Genomic DNA, 18,727 nt, shown 5'->3' with positions numbered 1-18,727 from the left:
TCCATAACGGCGTACTGCTTCCGAGCGGCCGGCGTCCCGGTACGCCCTACTCGGTAGCCTGGAGGTTTAGCCTGAGCGTAGGGCGGACTCAGGAGCGCCAGCGAACAGTCCGCCAAGCACCACAACGATCCGGCGAAACCCTGACAGCGCACCGCTTCGCGACGACTGCATGGACGCAGGAAACCAAAGCCAAATACGCCCTACCGTCCAGATCGCCAGGCAACAAAAAACCCGCCGTAGCGGGTTTTCGTTTTAGCAGGCTCGAATCACTTCTTACCCAGTTTCTTCAGCTCTTCGTCGCGCAGTTCGCGGCGCAGGATCTTGCCAACGTTGGTGGTCGGCAGCACGTCGCGGAACTCGACGGCCTTGGGCACCTTGTAGCCGGTGAGGTTGGCGCGCATGTGCTCCATCACCTGCTCTTTGGTCAGGCTCTCGCCGGGTTTGACCACGATGAACACCTTGATCGCCTCGCCGGATTTCTCGTCCGGAATACCAATGGCGGCGCATTGCAGCACGCCCGGCAGGGTCGCCAGCACGTCTTCCAGTTCGTTCGGGTAGACGTTGAAGCCGGACACCAGAATCATGTCCTTCTTGCGGTCGACGATGCGCAGGTAGCCATCTTCCTGGATCAGGCCGATATCGCCGGTCTTCAGCCAACCATCGGCGTCGAGGATTTCATCGGTGGCGTCCTGGCGCTGCCAGTAGCCTTTCATCACCTGCGGGCCCTTCACGCACAGCTCGCCGATCTCGCCGATGGCCAGTTCCTGGCCGTCGTCGTTGATGATGCGGCACAGGGTCGAAGGCACCGGAATACCGATGGTGCCGAGCTGGATGGCGCTGAACGGGTTGACCGTGGCCACCGGGCTGGTCTCGGTCATGCCGAAGCCTTCGCAGATGGCACAGCCGGTAACGTCCTTCCAGCGCTCGGCGGTGGCCAGTTGCAGGGCCATGCCACCAGACACCGTGAGCTTCAGACGGGAGAAGTCCAGCTTGCGGAAGTCCTCGTTGTTGCACAGGGCGACGAACAGGGTGTTGAGGCCGACGAAGCCGGTGAAGGGATACTTGGCCAGATCCTTGACCACGGACGGCAGGTCGCGCGGGTTGGTGATCAGGATGTTGTGCCCGCCGATCAGCATCATCGCCATGCAGTGAAAGGTGAAGGCGTAGATGTGGTACAGCGGCAGCGGCGCGATCAGCACCTCGCAGCCCTCGTTGAGGTTAGCCCCCATCAGCGCCTTGACCTGCAGCATGTTGGCCACGAGGTTGCGGTGGGTGAGCATGGCGCCCTTGGCCACGCCGGTGGTACCACCGGTGTACTGCAGTACGGCGATGTCGCCATTGCTCGGGTTGGCATCGTTGACGCGCTGGCCACGGCCTTTGGCCAGGGCATCGGTGAGCTTGACCGCCTGCGGCAGGTGGTAAGCCGGCACCATCTTCTTCACGTGCTTGATCACGAAATTGACCAGCAGACGCTTGAAGGTCGGCAGCATGTCGCCAACTTCGGTGACGATCACCGTCTTCACGCCAGTCTTGGGTACGACCTGTTCGGCCAGATGGGCCATGTTGGCCAGGCAGATCAGCGCCTTGGCACCGGAATCGTTGAACTGGTGCTCCATTTCCCGCGCGGTGTACAGCGGGTTGGTGTTGACCACGATCAGCCCGGCACGCAGGGCACCGAAGACCACGACGGGGTATTGCAGGACGTTGGGCAGTTGCACGGCGATGCGGTCGCCGGGCTTGAGATCGGTGTGCTGCTGCAGGTAGGCCGCGAAGTCACCGGACAGCTTGTAGATCTCGCCGTAGGTGAGGGTCTTGCCCAGGTTGCTGAAAGCAGGCTTGTCGGCGAAGCGTTGGCAGGACTCTTTCAGTACCGCGAGGATGTTCGGGTACTGGTCGGGATTGATTTCGGCAGCGACCCCAACGGGATACTTGTCCTTCCAGAAATTTTCGGTCATGGAAGCCCACTCCTAAGCTACAGCTGATCATTACCGCGCCGAGGCGGCTATTTGTTGTGTTTAGCTCGCCAGCCCACTGGCCTTGGGCTCGGAAGCGCGCCGAGAGTAGCAGCTTTGCCAGAGGCTCACCAGCACCACACCCCGGCTACACAGTCATTAAAATGACCGAAAAACACAATTCAGTCACAAGCCATCTACTGCAACACAGAGCATCGAAAAGCCTCTATCTCGCTAGTTACAGCGGATAGAGCCTAGCTTGAATCGAATCAGGGCGCAGTGTCGAGTTCGGCATTCGAGCGCAAAGCGCAGGCGTGCAGTTACCAAATCACAACAATTGGTCGGGCGACCGATGAGGCGGGACAGCCCCACCTTCCGAGCGGAAGATGGGGCTGCGGGTCAGGCGATGTCGCGCAGTTCGCGACGCAGGATCTTGCCGACCGGGGTCATCGGCAACGAATCCTTGAACACGATCTGCTTGGGTACCTTGTAGCCGGTGAAGTTTTCCTTGCAGTAAGCCTTGAGCTCTTCCACGGTCACGCCACCATCGCGCGGCACGACGAACAGCTTGACCACCTCGCCGGATTTCTCGTCCGGTACGCCGATGGCCGCGCAGTTGGCCACCTTCGGGTGAGCCATGACCACGTCTTCGATCTCGTTGGGGTACACGTTGAAGCCGGAGACGATGATCATGTCCTTCTTGCGGTCTACGATGCGCACGTAGCCGTCCGGGTCGATCACCGCGATGTCGCCGGTCTTGAACCAGCCCTCGGCATCGAGCACTTCGTCGGTGGCTTCGGGTCGCTGCCAGTAGCCCTTCATCACCTGCGGGCCCTTGATGCACAACTCGCCGCGCTCGCCCAGGGCCAGCTCATTGCCGTCGTCGTCGATCACCTTGAAGTTGGTGCCCGGCACCGGAATGCCGACGGTGCCCAGGCGCGCCAGACGGCCATAGGCGTTGGCACTGGCGATCGGCGAGGTCTCGGTGAGGCCATAACCTTCCACCACGGAGCAGCCGGTCATGGCCTGCCAGCGCTCGGCCGTGGCCTTGACCAGCGCGGTGCCGCCGGAGTTGGTGACCTTGAAGTTGGAGAAGTCGAGGTTCTTGAACTCGGGGTGATCCATCAGCGCGACGAACAGGGTGTTCAGCCCCAGCAGCGCGGAGAACTTCCACTTGCCCAGTTCCTTGACGAAGCCGGGAATGTCGCGCGGGTTGGTGATCAGCACGTTGTGGTTGCCGTTGACCATCATGCACATGCAGCACACGGTAAAGGCATAGATGTGGTACAGCGGCAGCGGCGCGATCATGATTTCCTGGCCCTGCTTCATCAGCGGCGTGCCGTCGTCGCCGAGCTGGGACAGGCAGGCGTCGGCCTGCAGCATGTTGGCGATCAGGTTGCCGTGGGTGAGCATCGCGCCCTTGGCCACACCGGTGGTGCCGCCGGTGTATTGCAGCACGGCAACGTCCTCCTGGCTGGCCTTGACCGGCGTCAGTGCCTGGCCCTGGCCCTGCTTGAGCAGTTGCTTGAAGGCGATGGCCTGCGGCAGATGGTAGTCGGGCACCATCTTCTTGACCTTCTTCACCACGGTGTTGACCAGCCAACCTTTCAGGCTTGGCAGCAGGTCACCCATCTTGGCTTCGATCAGGTAGTCGATCTCGGTGTCCGGCAGCACTTCCTGCACCAGCTTGCCGAACATGTTCAGGTACACCAGCGCACGCACGCCGGCATCCTTGAACTGGTGCTTCATCTCGCGGGCGGTGTACAGCGGGTTGGTGTTGACCACGATCAGCCCGGCGCGCATGGCACCGAACACGGCGATCGGATACTGCAGCACGTTGGGCATCTGCACGGCGATGCGCTCGCCCGGCTTGAGATCGGTGTGCTTCTGCAGGTAGGCGGCGAAGGCAGCGGAGAGGCGATCCAGCTCGGCATAGGTCAGCGTGACACCGAGGTTGCTGAAGGCCGGACGATCGGCGAAGCGCTTGCATGAGCGCTCGAACACTTCGATGACCGACTTGTAGCTGGCCAGGTCGATATCGCTAGGCACGCCAGGGGCGCGTTTGTCGTTCCAGAAATCAGGTTGCATTGTTCTTGTCCTCTTCCCCTGAAGTGATCTGACTGCCCGGAAAGTAGCAGTTCAAAGGCGCTGCGCCTATAGCGCGGAGGCGTCATTGATGGGCTGAATCTCGGTTTAAATGCGGCGATTCGTTACCGATCTTTACCGCAACCGGAAAAACACCATGCAGTGCGCAGCCCTTTGCGCAACGCTGGCCAGGGTGCACAATGCCGCCAGTTTCCGGCACAAGGATTCGCCATGCGCCACAATGCCTTCCCGATGGCCACCAGCGACGGCCTGCACCTGCACGTCAATCACTGGCACGGCGACACAGCCCCGCGTGCGGTGGTCATGCTCGCTCACGGCATGGCCGAGCACAGCCTGCGTTATGCGCGCCTGGCCGAGCGCCTGGTCGCTGCCGGCTTCGACCTCTATGCCCATGACCAGCGCGGCCACGGCCGCAGCGCCGAACACGGCACCCTGGGCCACTACGCCGACGAAGACGGCTGGCACAAGGTGGTGGGCGATCTTGCGACCCTCAACCACCATATCCGCCAGCAGCATCCGCAGGCGCCGATCTTCCTGCTCGGCCACAGCATGGGCAGCTACATCGGCATGGCCTACCTGCTCGGCCACAGCTGCAGCCTGCAGGGCGCCATCCTCTCCGGCTCCAACTACCAGCCGGTGGCGCTGTACAAGGCCGCGCGGCTGATCGCCGGCTTCGAGCGCTGGCGCCTCGGGCCCAAGGGCCGCAGCAAGGTCATCGACTACCTGTCCTTCGGCTCCTTCAACAAGGCCTTCAAGCCCAACCGTACGGCGTTCGACTGGCTCAGCCGCGACGCCGCCGAAGTGGACAAATACGTGACCGACCCGCTGTGCGGCTTCGTCTGCACCACGCAGTTGTGGTGCGACCTGCTCGAAGGCCTGCAACAGATCACCCCGGTGGAAAACCTGGCGCAGATCGACGCCGACCTGCCGCTGCTGGTAATCGGCGGCGACCGCGACCCGGTCAGCGACGGCACGCGCCTGCAGCACCTGGCCGAAGCCCTGAGCGCAGCCGGCATGCACGACGTGCAGTTGAAACTCTACCCAGAGGCCCGTCACGAGTTGCTCAACGAACTCAACCGCGACGAGGTCAGCGAACATTTGGTCGGCTGGCTCGAGCAAGTGCTCGGCCGCAGCCGGCAATGCCCTACCGATACAAGGAGCGAAGCATGACCCAGGTAACCAACATCCCCTACGAGGCCCTCGAAGTCGGCCAGCAGGCGAGTTTCGAGAAGCAGGTAGAGGAACGCGACGTGCAGCTGTTCGCCGCCGTATCCGGCGACAACAACCCGGTGCACCTGGACGCCGCCTTCGCCGCCGAGACCATGTTCAAGGAGCGCATCGCCCACGGCATGTTCACCGGCGCACTGATCAGCGCCGCCATCGCCTGCAACCTGCCCGGCCCAGGCACCATCTACCTCGGCCAGCAGCTCAAGTTCACCCGCCCGGTGAAACTCGGCGACACCCTCACCGTTAAGCTGGAAGTGTTGGAAAAACTGCCGAAGAACCGCGTGCGTATCGCCACCCGTGTGTTCAACCAGGACGGCAAGCAGGTAGTGGACGGCGAAGCCGAAGTGCTTGCCCCAAGCGCCGAGCAGACCGTAACCATGCCGCCGATGCCACAGGTCACCGTCAACTGAGGCGCTGCAAGCTGGTGCGCGACCGCAGCGTCGCGCACCACTTTTGTTCTACACTCACAAACCTTGAGCGATCTGGCGCTCCATAAGCGTATTTCGTTGTGCATATCGCACAAAACCTTTTGATCACTCTGCCAAGCAGCCTGCTGTTCTGCTTTCTGGCACGTCCCCTGCTATCGCCAAGGCCTCACCCTCTTACCGGAGCCAGGTCCATGAGCAACGTCACCCCCGATAGCGATTACCCCCTGAGCGAGGTGCCCAACGGCGCGCGCAAGGGGCTGTTCTCCACCGCCATCCTGCTGTTCGGTTTCACCTTCTTCACCGCAACCATGTTCGCCGGCGGCAAGATCGGCATGGCCTTCGATTTCACCACCCTGCTCTGGGCGGCGGTGATCGGTAACCTGCTGCTCGGCCTGTATGCCGCTGTGCTGGGGCTGATCGCCTGCCGCAGTGGGCTGAATTCGGTGCTGATGGGCCGCTTCTGCTTCGGCGAGGTGGGCAGCAAGCTGTCCGACATGCTGCTCGGCTTCACCCAGATCGGCTGGTACGCCTGGGGTACGGCGACCATCGCCATCGTCCTGGTGAAGATCCTTGGCCTGCCCGAAAGCCTCACCATCCCGCTGATGGTGCTGTTCGGCTTCGGTTTCTGCCTCACTGCCTTCGTCGGCTACAAGGGCCTGGATCTGCTCTCGCGCGTCGCCGTGCCGGCCATGCTGGTGCTGCTGGTGGTGTCGCTGTGGATCGCCACCCGTGATATCGGCGGCCTGGCCGGCCTGCTCGCAGTGGAGCCCAAGGAGAGCATGAGCCTGAGCGTGGCCATCACCCTGGTGTTTGGCACCTTCGTCAGCGGCGCCACCCAGGCCACCAACTGGACACGCTTCGCCAAGAGCGGCCGCGTCGCGGTGCTGGCCAGTCTGTTCGGCTTCTTCATTGGCAACGGCCTGATGATCGTTGCCGGCGCCTATGGCGCCATCGTCTACCAGCAGCCGGACGTAGTCGAAGTGCTGGTGCTGCAGGGTCTGTCCATGGCCGCCGTGATCATGCTGTTCCTCAACCTGTGGACGACCCAGGACAACACCATCTACAACTTCGCCGCAGCCGGCTGCAACCTGCTGCGCACCGGCAAGCGCAAGACCGTGACCCTGGTCGGCGCCGGCATCGGCACCCTGCTGGCCATCGGTGGCATGTACGAGATGCTGATTCCCTTCCTGATCCTGCTCGGCTCGGTCATCCCGCCGATTGGCGGCGTGATCATGGCCGACTACTTCTACGGCCACCGTGCGCGCTACCCGAAACTGGCCGATGTGCGCCTGCCCGCATTCAACTGGGTCGGCCTGGGCGCCTACCTGATCGGTGCGCTGAGCGCCTACTTTTCGCCCTGGGTCGCGCCATTGGTGGGCATCGCCGTGGCTGCCGTAGCCTACGTCGTGCTGTTCGAATTGAACAAAGCCCTGGCCGGCCGCCAGCAGGTCGCCGGCGCGTGAGTCTGACCGTCGCCGACGTACTCGCCCTACCCGACCTGGCCAGCATGCGCCTGCGTGCCGGCCAGGCCGGGCGCGAGAATGCCGTGCGCTGGCCCTACGTGGCGGAGAACGAAGGCATCGCCGACTGGGTGATGGGCGGCGAGCTGATCTTCGTCACCGGCATCAACCACCCGCGCGACGAAGCCAACCTGCTGCGCCTGGTGCGCGAGGGCCATGAGCGCGTGGTCGCCGGCATGGTCATCCTCACCGGCGCCGAGTTCATCCAGGCCATCCCGCCAAGCGTGATCGCAGAAGCCGAGCGCCTAAATCTGCCGCTGATCGAGCAGCCCTACGCGCTGAAGATGGTGGTGGTCACCCAGGCCATCGGCACCGCCCTGGTTCACGCACAGCAGCTCGGCCGCTCGCGCCAGCACGTGCTGGAGCAGGTGCTCGACGGCGATTACCAGTCGCTCGAGGTGCTGCTGCAACGTGGTGACAGCCTTGGCCTGGCACTGCATGTGCCGCGTCAGGTGGCACTGCTGCGCCTCGACGGCAGCGAGCAACTGTTCGGTGATCTGCCCGACGAAGACGCCGAGCGCCAGCTGCAGAGTCGCCAACAACTGCTGCAACGGCGCCTGGAGCAGAGCCTCGGCGAACTCGGTGACGCGCTGCCGCTGGTCAGCCAGGGCCGCCACTGGATCGCCCTGCTGCCCTGCCCCGATGCCCACGCCGAAGCGCGCAACCGCCAGGCCATGACCACGCTGCTCGATGAACTGCGCCCACAGCTCGGTCCGCTACGCCTGTTCCTTGGCCTGGGTAGCGCCGGCTGCGAGGCGCCACGTTTCGCCCAGGGCCTGGGTGAAGCACGCCAGGCCCTGGCCGTGGCACAGCGCTTTCCCGAGCGCCTGGGCCTGTGCAGTTTCAATGAGTTGGGCGTGCTGGAGTTGCTCGGCGCGATCCGCGACCGCAGCCTGCTCGACCGCTTCGTCGAGCGTGTGGTCGGCCCGCTGATCGGCGACGACTCACGCCACCAACCGGTGCTGATGCCGACACTGGAGGCCTGGTTCGCCGAGAACGGCAACCTGGCCCTGGCCGCACAGCGCCTGAACGTTCACCGCAATACCCTGAGCTACCGTCTACAGCGCATCGAAGCGCTGACCGGCTGCTCGTTCGAAGACCCGCACGACCGCCTGAACATCAGCGTTGCGCTGTTGATCCGGCGCCTGTCGTCGCCTGCCTGAGAGGAAATCTGATGATCATCCACAATGCCCGCCTGCGCGGCCGCGACGGCCTGCATCGCATCACCCTGGACGGCGAGCGCATCGCCGCCATCGACGCCCAGCACGCCCTGCATCCCATCGCCGAGGGCGATCTGGACGCCGCCGGCAATCTCGTGGTGCCACCCTTCGTCGAGCCGCACATCCACCTCGACGCCACGCTGACCGCCGGCGAGCCAGCCTGGAACATGAGCGGCACGCTGTTCGAGGGCATCGAGCGCTGGGCCGAGCGCAAGGCGCTGGTCACCCATGAAGACACCAAGACCCGCGCCAAGAAGACCATCGACATGCTGGTCGACCATGGCATCCAGCACGTGCGCACCCACGTCGACGTCACCGACCCGACCCTGGCCGCGCTCAGGGCGATGCTCGAAGTGCGCGAGGAAACCCGCCATCTGATCGACCTGCAGATCGTCGCCTTCCCGCAGGAGGGCATCGAGTCCTATGCCAATGGTCGCGCGCTGATGGAACAGGCCATCGAGCTAGGTGCCGATGTGGTGGGCGGCATCCCCCACTTCGAGAACACCCGTGACCAGGGTGTGTCGTCGATCCAGTTCCTCATGGATCTGGCAGAACGCACAGGCTGCCTGGTGGACGTGCACTGCGACGAAACCGACGACCCGCAATCACGCTTTCTCGAAGTGCTGGCCGAGGAAGCCCGCGTGCGCGGCATGGGCGCACGCGTCACCGCCAGCCACACCACGGCCATGGGCTCCTACGACAACGCCTACTGCTCCAAGCTGTTCCGCCTGCTGAAGATGAGCGGCATCAGCTTCATCTCCTGCCCCACCGAGAGCATCCACCTGCAGGGCCGCTTCGACACCTACCCGAAACGCCGCGGCCTGACCCGCGTGGCGGAGATCGACCGCGCCGGGATGAACGTCTGCTTCGGCCAGGATTCCATCGTCGACCCCTGGTATCCGCTGGGCAACGGCAACATCCTGCGCATCCTCGAAGCCGGCCTGCACATCTGCCACATGCTCGGCTACGAGGATCTCAAGCGCAGCCTGGATCTGATCACCGACAATTCGGCGCGCGCGCTGAACCTGGGTGAAGGTTACGGCCTGGAAGTGGGTCGCCCGGCCAACCTGCTGATCCTCTCGGCGCCGGACGATTACGAGATGGTGCGCAGCCAGGGCCACGCGCTGGTGTCGGTGCGCCATGGCAAGGTGCTGATGCGTCGTACCCCGGCACAGATCGAGCGTGCCTGAAGGCACGCAGGGCACGCCCGACCTTTATTCGCGATAGTTGTTGCTCAGTGCCCGGCATGATCGCGAATGAATTCGCTCCTACAAAAGGCGAACGGTCGTGTAGGAGCGGATTTATCCGCGAATGGGTTGGCGCCGTAGCCTCCTGCATCACGAATAAATTCGCGCCTACAACGCTAGCCTGGCCTTATTCGAGCACTTCCACCGGCATGCCGACCTGCAACTCGCCGACGCCGCGCGGCAAGAGGTTCTGGCCGAAGTACACATCGCCTTCGCGCTCACGGTAAGTCTTGAGGGTGGTCAGGGGCTCACGGTCGGCGCTGCGTTCGCCGCTCTGCGGGTCGACCGTGGTGAGGATGCACCGGGTGCACCCCTTGGCCACCTCGAACTCCACCTCGCCGATACGGATGCGTTTCCAGCTGTCCTCGGCGTAAGGCTCGCTGCCGACCACCACCAGGTTGGGACGAAAGCGCAGCATCGACAGCGGCCGACCGACACGCTGCGCCAGGTCATCCAGCGAAGCCTGGCCGATCAGCAGCAGGGGGAAACCATCGGCGAAGGCCACACGATCACCCGGCAGGGCATAAGCCGTGTCGACCTGACGGGTGCGCGCTTCGGGCACCTGCACCAGACGGCACGACCGACCCAGCAGCTCGCTGAGCCAGGCCGCCGCTTCATCACCCGCATCCGGCACTTGCAGGCTGTCCTGCCAGACGGTTACGCCGCGAAGATCCTGCTCGGGATCGGGCACCGCCACCTCCAGCTCACCGTGCCCGGCAGCGCTCAGGGTCAGGCCACCACGCAGGTTGTACAGCGCGGATAGTTGGCTCATCTGCGGCAAAAGACGCTGGGTGATGAAACGCCCGTTGGCAGCATCGACCACCATCCAGCGGCGATCGCCGCTCAGCCCGAGGCCGTCGACGGCGCAGCGCTGCAGCACCTCCCCGCGACCGGACTTGAGTGGATAGCGATATAACTGCGAAAGACTCAACATGACGCGATTCCCTTGCCGGCAAAACGTCCTTATACGAATTGCCGGCGGGCATCACAAGCGATCAAGCAGGCTCGTCGAGTGTGAGGCGGGTACGAATGACCTCGACCAGCTTGTCCGGCTGGAATTTGGAGAGGAAGCCGTCGCAGCCAACCTTTTTCACCATGGCTTCGTTGAAGCTGCCGGACAACGAGGTATGCAGCACCACGTAGAGATCCTTCAGGCGTGGGTCGCTGCGGATCTCGCTGGTCAGCCGATAGCCGTCCATTTCCGGCATCTCGGCATCAGTGAAGATCATCAACAGTTTGTCAGTCATCACTTCGCCGGTGTCGGCCCACTTCTTCAACAGGTTGAGGGCCTTGAGGCCGTCGCTGGCCATGTGCAGGCGAATGCCGAGCTGGGTCAGGGTGTCGCGCAACTGGCTGAGCGCCACGCTGGAGTCGTCGACCAGCAGCACTTCACGGCCACGAGCCTTTTCCAGCAACGGGTCGGCAAGCTTCTCGGCCGAAACCTTGGTGCTCATGGGGACGATTTCGGCCAGCACCTTCTCGACGTCGATCACCTCGACGATCTGGTCGTCGACCTTGGTGATCGCGGTCAGGTAGTGCTGACGACCAGCCCCACCGGGCGGCGGCTGGATCGACTCCCAGTTGAGGTTGAGGATGCGATCGACGCTGCCGACCAGGAAGGCCTGCACCGAACGGTTGTACTCGGTGACGATGATGGTGCTGCGCTCATCCGGCACCAGCGGGCGCATGCCAATGGCTTGCGACAGGTCGATCACCGGCAGCGTATGACCGCGCAGGTTGACCACGCCACAGACATAGCGATGCCGCTGAGGCATGAGCGTCAGCTTGGGTAGTTGCAGCACCTCTTGCACCTTGAACACGTTGATCGCGAACAACTGGCGTCCGGCCAGGCGGAACATGAGGATTTCCAGACGGTTTTCACCGACCAGTTGTGTACGTTGATCTACTGAATCAAGGATGCCGGCCATCATGCGCTCCCGTGGTGTTTAGTGAGTCTAGCCTGCCTTTCGCGTTATCGGCAGACTGCCGGCGGACTAAAGATTGCTGGCGCGCAGCCATCATGCCTCAGCCCCGTGCGCCTGACCAGTGATGCAACAGCGGCGACCGTTCCGGCAAATGCAGGCGCAGCGCAGCGGGTTTGACGGCGAAACGCAGGCTGCTGCTTTCCAGCGGTTCGCCATCGAGGTTGAGATCCAGCCCTTCCGGCGCGTCCACCTCCAGCCAGGGTAGGCGCGCGCTGACAGCCACGCTCTGCAGACCATGAATACCACCGGAGAGCAGCGTTCCAAGCGTACCGACCGCATCCTGCGCCGCCGGCACGATGCACACGTCCAACAGGCCATCGTCGACCGTCGCCTCGGGGCACAGCAGGTGCCCGCCACCGGCCTGACGACCATTGCCGATGCCCAGCGCGAGAAACTCTCCCTCCCACTGGAAATCAGGCCCGCGAAAACGCCCGACAGCCGGACGCACTTCGGAAAAGCGAGTGAGCCCGGTGAGCAGATAGGCGGCGCCGCCGAGAACTTTCTTAAGCTCCTCCGGCGTATTGGCGGTCACGTTCGAGCCGAAGCCGCCCGTGGCCATGTTGAGGAAGGCACGCTCGCCCGCCAGACCGATATCCACCGCGACCGGCTCGACCTCGAGCAACGCCAGCGCTTCAGCCGGCACCAGAGAAATACCGGCGGCATGGGCGAAGTCATTGGCGGTGCCCAGTGGCAGCAGTACCAGGCTGGCCTGGCTATCGGCCTTGATCATCGCCTCGACCACATCGCGCAGGGTTCCATCGCCACCGCCGGCGATCAGGGTCGGGTAGCCCGCCGCCAGGCCTTCTTCCACCAGGCGTTCGGCATCGCCGGCCTCCCAGGTCAGGCGTACCGCCAAGTCCCAGCCACGCTCACGCAAGGCCTGCACTGCAGCCCTTACCTCGCCATTCAGCGCCTGCTTGCCATGCAGTATCAGCCAGGCCTTGCGTTCGTTCATCGTGGTTCTCCTTGATTCACCCGCGCAAGCCTAGTGCTTCGACCCGCCGCTAATTGATCAATTATTTAGATATTTATGTGAATAAATTTGCGCTTTTAAATCAGTTGATACGAAACGATCATTCACCCATCGACACTGCACGGGACTCCGCCCGTGCGTGACTGGAGGATTGACCATGATCGATGTACGTCCGTTCGAACAACTCGGTGGTGCTCACCACGGCTGGCTGAATGCCCGTCACCACTTTTCCTTCGCCGAATACTATGACGCCGAGCGGATGAACTGGGGCCGCCTGCGGGTCTGGAATGACGACGAGATCGCACCGCATTCGGGGTTCCCGCCGCACCCGCACCGCGACATGGAGATCATCACCTACGTTCGCGAAGGCGCCATCAGCCATGAGGACAACCTGGGCAACAAGGGCCGCACCGAAGCCGGCGACGTGCAGGTAATGAGTGCCGGCACCGGCATCGCCCACAGCGAGTACAACCTGGAGGATGAAACCACCAAGATCTTCCAGATCTGGATTCAGCCGAATCAGGCCGGCCTGCCGCCCTCCTGGGGCGCCAAGCCGTTCCCCAAAGGCGACCGCGCCGGGGCCTTCGTCACCCTGGCCAGCGGTTACGAGGAGGATGTCGACGCCCTACGCATCCGTACCGACGCTCGCCTGGTAGCTGCCACGGTCAAGGCCGGACAGAGCGCCGAGTACAGCCTGCAGCCAGGTCGCAAGGCTTATCTGGTCGGCGCTACCGGTGCCTTCAAGGTCAACGGCGTGGCGGCCAAGGCACGTGATGGCGTGGCCATTGCGGATGTCGAGGTGATCCGCGTCGAAGCGCAGGAAGACAGCGAGATCGTACTGGTGGATGTCGCCTGACCCCCATCGCCCTCCACTGCGGAGGGCGATCTTTTTTGTAGGAGCCAGCTTGCTGGCGATCATTGATTAACGGCATCGCCAGTGACGTAGGGCGTACTCGGCTTTGGCTTCCTGCGTCGCTCTACCTCCTGCATCCATGCAGTCGTCGCGAAGCAGTACGCCGCTGAGTTGGTATAGCACCAAAGAATGGCGGACTGTTCGCTTCGCTCCTGAGTCCGCCCTACGCCGGGTAACCAGTGATCTTGCGAATGCGCTGGTACAGCGGTTTGAGCTGACGGTACATGCGCTGGTAAACCTGCCCATAGAGCTGCTGATAAACGCGCTGGGCCTCCGGGTTCGGCTGGAACACCTGGCCGACGCGGGTCATGGCGGCGATGGCGCTCGGGTAATCCGGGTGCAAGCCCAGGCCCACCGCACAGTTGATCGCCGCGCCCAGGCCGCTGGTCTCATACAGATGCGGGCGCTCGGCCGGCAAGCCGAAGATATCGGCGGTCAGTTGCATCGCCGCATCGCTCTGCGAACCGCCGCCAGACACGCGCAGGCGCTCGATACGCGTGCCGGAACGTTTTTCGATACGTTCCTTGCCCTGACGCAGGGCGTAGGCCAATCCCTCCAGAATCGCCCGATACAGATGCGCGCGGGTGTGCACGTCACCAAAACCGATGATCGAGCCCTTGGCCTCCAGCCCCGGCTCACGAATGCCCGGCGTCCAGTACGGCTGCAGCATCAGGCCCATGGAGCCCGGCGGCACGGCGTTGACCAACTCGTCGAACAGCACCTCGGGCGTTACGCCCAACGCCTCGGCGCGCTGCATTTCACGCAGGCCGAACTCGCGCTTGAACCAGCTGACCATCCAGAAACCGCGATAGATCATCACCTCGGTGTTGAAATGATCCGGCAGCGCCGCCGGATAGGGCGGGATCAGCGGGATGGTTTCCATATAACGGCTGCGCGTGGTGTTGATGGTCGCGGTGGTGCCGTATGAGAGGCACGCCGTGCTGGGCTGCAGCGCACCGGAACCCAGCACCTCGCAGGCCTTGTCGGCCCCGGCGGCTATCAGCGGCAAGCCCTCGGGAATACCGGTATGGCGGCTGGCCTCGGCGCTGATCTGACCCAGTCGCTCCCCCGGCTTGAACAATTCGGGCAGTTGCTCACGGCGTACCTTCAGCGCCTGCCACTTCCAATCACCGGGCGCGGCCCAGCGCAGGCGCTTGTAGTCGAACGGCAGGTAGGCAACGCAACTGCTGGTGGAATCGACGAAGCGACCGCAAAGGCGATGGGTGAGAAACCCTGAAAGCAACAGCACCTTGTGCGTGCGTGCCGCAATCTCCGGCTGATGTTGGGCGACCCAGTTGACCTCGGCCTGGCCACGAAAGTGATCGACCGCCTCCTCGGCGCGCACCAGTTTGAATAGCCAACCCCACAGCCCCTTGATCCGCCCCTGCACCTCGGCACGACGCTGGTCGAGCCAGAGAATCGCCGGGCGCAGCGGCGCGCCCTGCTCATCGACGTGAATGATGCTGCCGCGCTGGGTGGTGACGGCGACGCCCTTGATCTGCCTGCGGTCGATAGTGACCTGCTGCCACAGCTGGCGGCAGGCCTCGCCGAGGCTGGCCCAGTAATACTCCGGATCCTGCTCGGCCCAGCCCGGCTGGCTGGAGAAATAGGGATCGAGCTCGACCTTGCCCTTGGCGAGCAGGTTGCCGTTGGTATCGAACAGCAGCGCGCGCACGCTCTGGGTGCCGTTGTCGATGCTCAGCAGGTAGCTTGGTTCGCTCAAGGTGTGACCTCTGCTTGGAATGCACGGTATTGCCGTAGGAGCGAACTCTGCTCGCGAACGGGGATAGCGCAAAAGCTTCGCGAGCAGAGCTCGCTCCTACGGAAAGTCGGCAGCGCCATCATTAAGTCTCTGGCAGGCTGTAGCAGCGTTGCCACAACGCCAGGTAATCCGTCTCTTCCTGCTGCCAACGCGCATCGCTCCAGCCAAGCCGTGGTTGGCACAGCGCGCGGATACGCGGCAGCTCGGCGCGGCCGCCTTCAGCCAGCAACAGGCCCAGGCGCGTGCGGCGTAGCAGCAGATCATCCAGATGCAGCACCAGCTCACCTTCGGCAGCCCAGGCCAGCTCGGCCCACAAGGTGTCGGTAGCAGCGACACAGTCAGCGCCGATTTGCTCGATCAGCCGCAGCACATCCTTCAGTTGTCGGCCATGGCGGCCAAGCAGCCGGCGTTGCTGCGCCGGGCTCAGGTGCGGCATGGCTGGCGGCATGCCGTCACGGAATACGGCGCAGCCACGATCATCCACCGGCTTGCCGACGAATCCGGCACAGGCACGCAGCACCTCCAGCGCCAGCAGACGGAAGGTGGTGAGCTTGCCGCCGGCCAGGGTCACACTGCCCGGCTCGATCCACAGCGCATGTTCGCGCTTCTCGTCCGAGGGTTTCAGCCCGGCGCTGCCATCGCCCACCACCGGACGCACGCCCGCCCAGGTCGACAGCACATCAGTGCGGCTCACCTGCGCAACCGGGAACTGCTGGGCGCAGGCGGTCAGCAGGTAATCGACCTCGTCGGCACTGATCGCCGCCTCGGCGTCCAGATCGTCCGCATGATCCAGATCGGTGGTGCCGATCACCGTCGCGCCTTCCCAGGGGAAAACGAATACCGGGCGCCTATCGCTCTCGTGCATAAAGCTAAAAGCATGCGCAACCGGCAGGCGCCAGCTCGGCAGCAGCAGGTGGCTGCCGCGCAGCGGGCGGATGCGACCATTGCCTGGCTGGCGCAGGCGATCGGCCCAGGCCCCGGTGGCTTGCGCCACGGCGCGGCTGCGCAGGCGGTATTGCTCGCCCGTTTCCACATCCTCGGCCAGCACGCCGACCACCTGCCCCGCCTCGCGCAACAACTCGACCACGCGCATGCCATTGAGCGCCTCGCCGCCTTCGGCGCGCGCCTCGCCCAGCACGCGCTGCACCAGGCGGGCATCGTCGGTCACTGCATCGAAGAAGCGCGTGCCACCGAGCAGGCCGTCCTCGCGAATGCCCGGCGCCAGGTAACGCAGTTGCTGCAGCGGGTAGAACAGATGATTGCGTTTGCCGGCCAGGGCGTCGTACAGGCTGAGCAGGCCACCGAATACCTTCGGCCCAGGAAAGCCGCCACGGTAGTGCGGCATGACGAAGCTCAGCGGCTCCACCAACCCCGGCGCCTCACCGAGCAGGCGCTGGCGCTCGCGCACCGAGTCGCGAGTCAGCCCCAGTTGGCCCTTGGCAACGTAACGCAAGCCACCGTGCACCATCTTCGACGAGCGACTGGAGGTACCCCAGGCGAAATCGCGTTGCTCCAGCAACAGGCAGCGCCAGCCACGCCTCGCCGCCTCACGCAGGATGCCGGCGCCGCAAATGCCGCCGCCGATTACCAGCAGATCCCAGTCGCGTATGGCCAGTTCAGGCAGCGCGCGCGTGCGCCAGGTGGCGTTCCAGGGTTCCATGCTCAGTCCTGCAGCAACACGCCAGGCGCCAGGCGCTGGTCGGGGTCGAAATGCGTGGCCAGGCTGCGCAGTGTGGCCATGCCCAGCTCGCCCTTCTCTGCGCCCAAATAGGGTGCGTGGTCGCGACCGACGCCGTGCTGGTGGCTGATGGTGCCGCGATTCTCGGCGATGGTGCGGCTGGCCGCTGCTTTCAAGCGCTGCCAGCGCGACATGGCTTCGGCGTAGTCGCTGCCGGGGCGGAACACGTAAGTGGTGTAGATGCTCGAACCTTCGCCATAGACGTGCGACAGGTGGGTGAACACGTGCACCCGTTCGCCCTCCCCGGTCAGCTCGTCACGCAGGCTGGCCTCGACCTTGTTCAGCAGGTTGTCGACGTTCGACCAGTCGGTGGCGGTTTCCAGAGTGTCCACCAGGTAGCCGCGCTCCCACAGACCATGACGCAGGTAGGGGAAGCGGAAACGGTTCTGCTCCCACTTCTTGCCCAGCAAGGTGCCGGTGAACACGCCGCCAAAGCCTTTCAGCAAGCGCCGCGCCTGTTTCAGCGAGGCAGCGTTCTGCACCCGGCTGCCGGTGACGCCGAAAGTCAGCATGCACTTGCCGTCACGGGCGCCGCGCAAGGCCAGGTATTTTTCCAGCAGCGCGATCTGCTGCGGGTGACCGGCCAGGGCCAGTTGGGTACGGGTTTCGATGGCGTTGGACAGGCGCAGCATGGACAGCGGCACGCGCGCCTGGGCCAGGCTGCGAATGGCGCTCAGCGCCTGCTGCCAGTTGGGCAGAAACACCGCGTAGAAACGCTCCTGCTCGGCCAGGCGACTGATGCGCACACGCACCTCGGAGATCACCCCGAAGCGTCCTTCCGAGCCCATCACCAGCTCGCGCAGATCGGGCCCGGCCGCCGAGGCCGGGAAGGTGGGAATCTCCAGGGTGCCGGCGAAAGTTTCCAGCTTGCCGCCCGCGAACAATTGCTCGATCCGCCCGTAGCGCAGCGACTGCTGACCGCTGGAGCGACTGGCGACCCAACCACCAAGCGTCGACAGCTCCCAGGACTGCGGAAAATGCCCCAGGGTGTAGCCACGTGCGCGTAGTTGGCTCTCGACTTGCGGGCCATTGGCGCCGGGACCAAAGGTGGCGATCAGGCTGTCCTCATCGATATCCAGCAGGCGCGTCATGCGCTCCAGCGACAGGGTCAGCACCGGGCGCAAGCCGGCCTGCGGGTTGATATGGCCGGCCACCGAGGTGCCGCCGCCGTAGGGAATCAGGGTGACGTCATGCTGCTGCGCCCAGGCCAGCAAATCACGAATCTGCTCGGCACTTTCCGGGCAGGCGACGCCATCGGGAAACAGGCCGAAGTCACCGGAGCGCATCGCCAGCCAGTCCGGCAGGCTCTGGCCACGGGCGTGGCGCACGCGCACTTCGGCATCGACGCTGATCAGCGGATGCGGCGCCAGGCGCGAGGCCGGCACGCGCGCCAGCACATCCTGCAGGCTGGCATCGGCCAGACACTGGCCCGGCCCGACCAGTTCGGCGAGAAAAGCCTCGCCATGGGCCGGCAGTTCCACTTCGGTCGCCTCGTCACCCCATCCGTTCCAGCGTCGCATCGCATCCCCCATTCCGATCAGCACTTATGGCTGCCTATACTAGCCAGCCGCCGCCGGCCGTCACTGTCGGATGGTGACAGCCGTTGTCGCCAATCAAGCCAGGCGTCGCGTCGCTTCCACTGCAGAACAAGAAGAA

The 18,727-nt window shown here is 64.1% G+C and carries 14 protein-coding genes; 6 read left to right on the top strand and 8 right to left on the bottom strand.

Translation table 11 applies throughout. The annotated features are described in order from the left end of the window. Window positions 1-266 precede the first annotated feature (266 nt). Window positions 267-1,955, bottom strand: coding sequence for a long-chain-fatty-acid--CoA ligase FadD1 (gene fadD1, locus ACODS1_RS03350; RefSeq protein ID WP_489084521.1), 1,689 nt, complete (start codon window positions 1,953-1,955; stop codon window positions 267-269). A 396-nt stretch (window positions 1,956-2,351) separates the two neighbouring features. Beyond that, the gene (fadD2, locus tag ACODS1_RS03345; RefSeq protein WP_489084520.1) at window positions 2,352-4,040 is read right to left on the bottom strand and encodes a long-chain-fatty-acid--CoA ligase FadD2; all 1,689 of its coding nucleotides are present in this window, start codon (window positions 4,038-4,040) and stop codon (window positions 2,352-2,354) included. Between the two features lie 228 nt (window positions 4,041-4,268). Here fadD2 and ACODS1_RS03340 point away from each other — a divergent pair, with 228 nt between their 5' ends. The 5 genes from ACODS1_RS03340 (at window position 4,269) to codA (ending at window position 9,643) form a co-directional block, all read left to right on the top strand. Then, window positions 4,269-5,228 (top strand): alpha/beta hydrolase, encoded by a 960-nt coding sequence (locus ACODS1_RS03340; protein ID WP_322980640.1) that lies wholly within the window; start codon window positions 4,269-4,271, stop codon window positions 5,226-5,228. Continuing rightward, complete coding sequence (locus ACODS1_RS03335) at window positions 5,225-5,695, top strand: MaoC family dehydratase (RefSeq protein WP_024307460.1); 471 nt, start codon at window positions 5,225-5,227, stop codon at window positions 5,693-5,695. Before ACODS1_RS03340 ends, ACODS1_RS03335 begins: the two co-directional genes overlap by 4 nt. A gap of 209 nt (window positions 5,696-5,904) precedes the next feature. Next, complete coding sequence (gene codB, locus ACODS1_RS03330) at window positions 5,905-7,176, top strand: cytosine permease (RefSeq protein ID WP_489084519.1); 1,272 nt, start codon at window positions 5,905-5,907, stop codon at window positions 7,174-7,176. Further along, window positions 7,173-8,396, top strand: coding sequence for a PucR family transcriptional regulator (locus ACODS1_RS03325; protein WP_489084518.1), 1,224 nt, complete (start codon window positions 7,173-7,175; stop codon window positions 8,394-8,396). Before codB ends, ACODS1_RS03325 begins: the two co-directional genes overlap by 4 nt. Before the next feature lie 11 nt (window positions 8,397-8,407). After that, window positions 8,408-9,643, top strand: coding sequence for a cytosine deaminase (gene codA, locus ACODS1_RS03320; RefSeq protein WP_489084517.1), 1,236 nt, complete (start codon window positions 8,408-8,410; stop codon window positions 9,641-9,643). Window positions 9,644-9,827: 184 nt separating this feature from the next. On the opposite strand, the gene ACODS1_RS03315 is transcribed toward codA, so the two are convergent. The 3 genes from ACODS1_RS03315 to yegS form a co-directional block, all read right to left on the bottom strand. Continuing rightward, entirely contained in the window at window positions 9,828-10,634 is an 807-nt protein-coding gene (locus ACODS1_RS03315; protein ID WP_489084516.1) for an MOSC domain-containing protein, read from the bottom strand. A gap of 61 nt (window positions 10,635-10,695) precedes the next feature. After that, complete coding sequence (locus ACODS1_RS03310; protein WP_322980646.1) at window positions 10,696-11,628, bottom strand: chemotaxis protein CheV; 933 nt, start codon at window positions 11,626-11,628, stop codon at window positions 10,696-10,698. A gap of 97 nt (window positions 11,629-11,725) precedes the next feature. Continuing rightward, window positions 11,726-12,640, bottom strand: a complete 915-nt coding sequence (yegS, locus tag ACODS1_RS03305) for a lipid kinase YegS (RefSeq protein WP_489084515.1) — start codon at window positions 12,638-12,640, stop codon at window positions 11,726-11,728. 175 nt (window positions 12,641-12,815) lie between these two features. Between yegS and ACODS1_RS03300 the strand changes: the two genes are divergently transcribed. Continuing rightward, window positions 12,816-13,514, top strand: coding sequence for a pirin family protein (locus ACODS1_RS03300; RefSeq protein WP_489084514.1), 699 nt, complete (start codon window positions 12,816-12,818; stop codon window positions 13,512-13,514). Between the two features lie 220 nt (window positions 13,515-13,734). On the opposite strand, the gene ACODS1_RS03295 is transcribed toward ACODS1_RS03300, so the two are convergent. From ACODS1_RS03295 to ACODS1_RS03285, 3 genes are all read right to left on the bottom strand, one after another. Beyond that, entirely contained in the window at window positions 13,735-15,294 is a 1,560-nt protein-coding gene (locus ACODS1_RS03295; protein ID WP_489084513.1) for an FGGY-family carbohydrate kinase, read from the bottom strand. Between the two features lie 121 nt (window positions 15,295-15,415). Further along, window positions 15,416-16,993: a glycerol-3-phosphate dehydrogenase/oxidase gene (locus ACODS1_RS03290; protein ID WP_489084512.1), complete on the bottom strand. Its 1,578-nt coding sequence runs from the start codon at window positions 16,991-16,993 to the stop codon at window positions 15,416-15,418. Between the two features lie 2 nt (window positions 16,994-16,995). Then, a complete protein-coding gene (locus ACODS1_RS03285; RefSeq protein WP_489084511.1) occupies window positions 16,996-18,591 on the bottom strand; it encodes an FAD-binding oxidoreductase in 1,596 nt (531 codons plus the stop codon). Window positions 18,592-18,727 lie beyond the last annotated feature (136 nt).

The sequence above is a fragment of the Pseudomonas sp. FG29 genome (assembly GCF_057809355.1).
This window is presented reverse-complemented; position numbering and strand designations above follow the sequence as displayed.

Excerpts from the sequence above, each read along its gene's own strand:
- fadD1 (WP_489084521.1), bottom strand. The coding sequence starts at position 1,955 with ATGACCGAAAATTTCTGGAAGGACAAGTATCCCGTTGGGGTCGCTGCC.
- fadD2 (WP_489084520.1), bottom strand. The coding sequence starts at position 4,040 with ATGCAACCTGATTTCTGGAACGACAAACGCGCCCCTGGCGTGCCTAGC.
- ACODS1_RS03340 (WP_322980640.1), top strand. The coding sequence starts at position 4,269 with ATGCGCCACAATGCCTTCCCGATGGCCACCAGCGACGGCCTGCACCTG.
- ACODS1_RS03335 (WP_024307460.1), top strand. The coding sequence starts at position 5,225 with ATGACCCAGGTAACCAACATCCCCTACGAGGCCCTCGAAGTCGGCCAG.
- codB (WP_489084519.1), top strand. The coding sequence starts at position 5,905 with ATGAGCAACGTCACCCCCGATAGCGATTACCCCCTGAGCGAGGTGCCC.
- codA (WP_489084517.1), top strand. The coding sequence starts at position 8,408 with ATGATCATCCACAATGCCCGCCTGCGCGGCCGCGACGGCCTGCATCGC.
- ACODS1_RS03315 (WP_489084516.1), bottom strand. The coding sequence starts at position 10,634 with ATGTTGAGTCTTTCGCAGTTATATCGCTATCCACTCAAGTCCGGTCGC.
- ACODS1_RS03310 (WP_322980646.1), bottom strand. The coding sequence starts at position 11,628 with ATGGCCGGCATCCTTGATTCAGTAGATCAACGTACACAACTGGTCGGT.
- yegS (WP_489084515.1), bottom strand. The coding sequence starts at position 12,640 with ATGAACGAACGCAAGGCCTGGCTGATACTGCATGGCAAGCAGGCGCTG.
- ACODS1_RS03300 (WP_489084514.1), top strand. The coding sequence starts at position 12,816 with ATGATCGATGTACGTCCGTTCGAACAACTCGGTGGTGCTCACCACGGC.
- ACODS1_RS03290 (WP_489084512.1), bottom strand. The coding sequence starts at position 16,993 with ATGGAACCCTGGAACGCCACCTGGCGCACGCGCGCGCTGCCTGAACTG.
- ACODS1_RS03285 (WP_489084511.1), bottom strand. The coding sequence starts at position 18,591 with ATGCGACGCTGGAACGGATGGGGTGACGAGGCGACCGAAGTGGAACTG.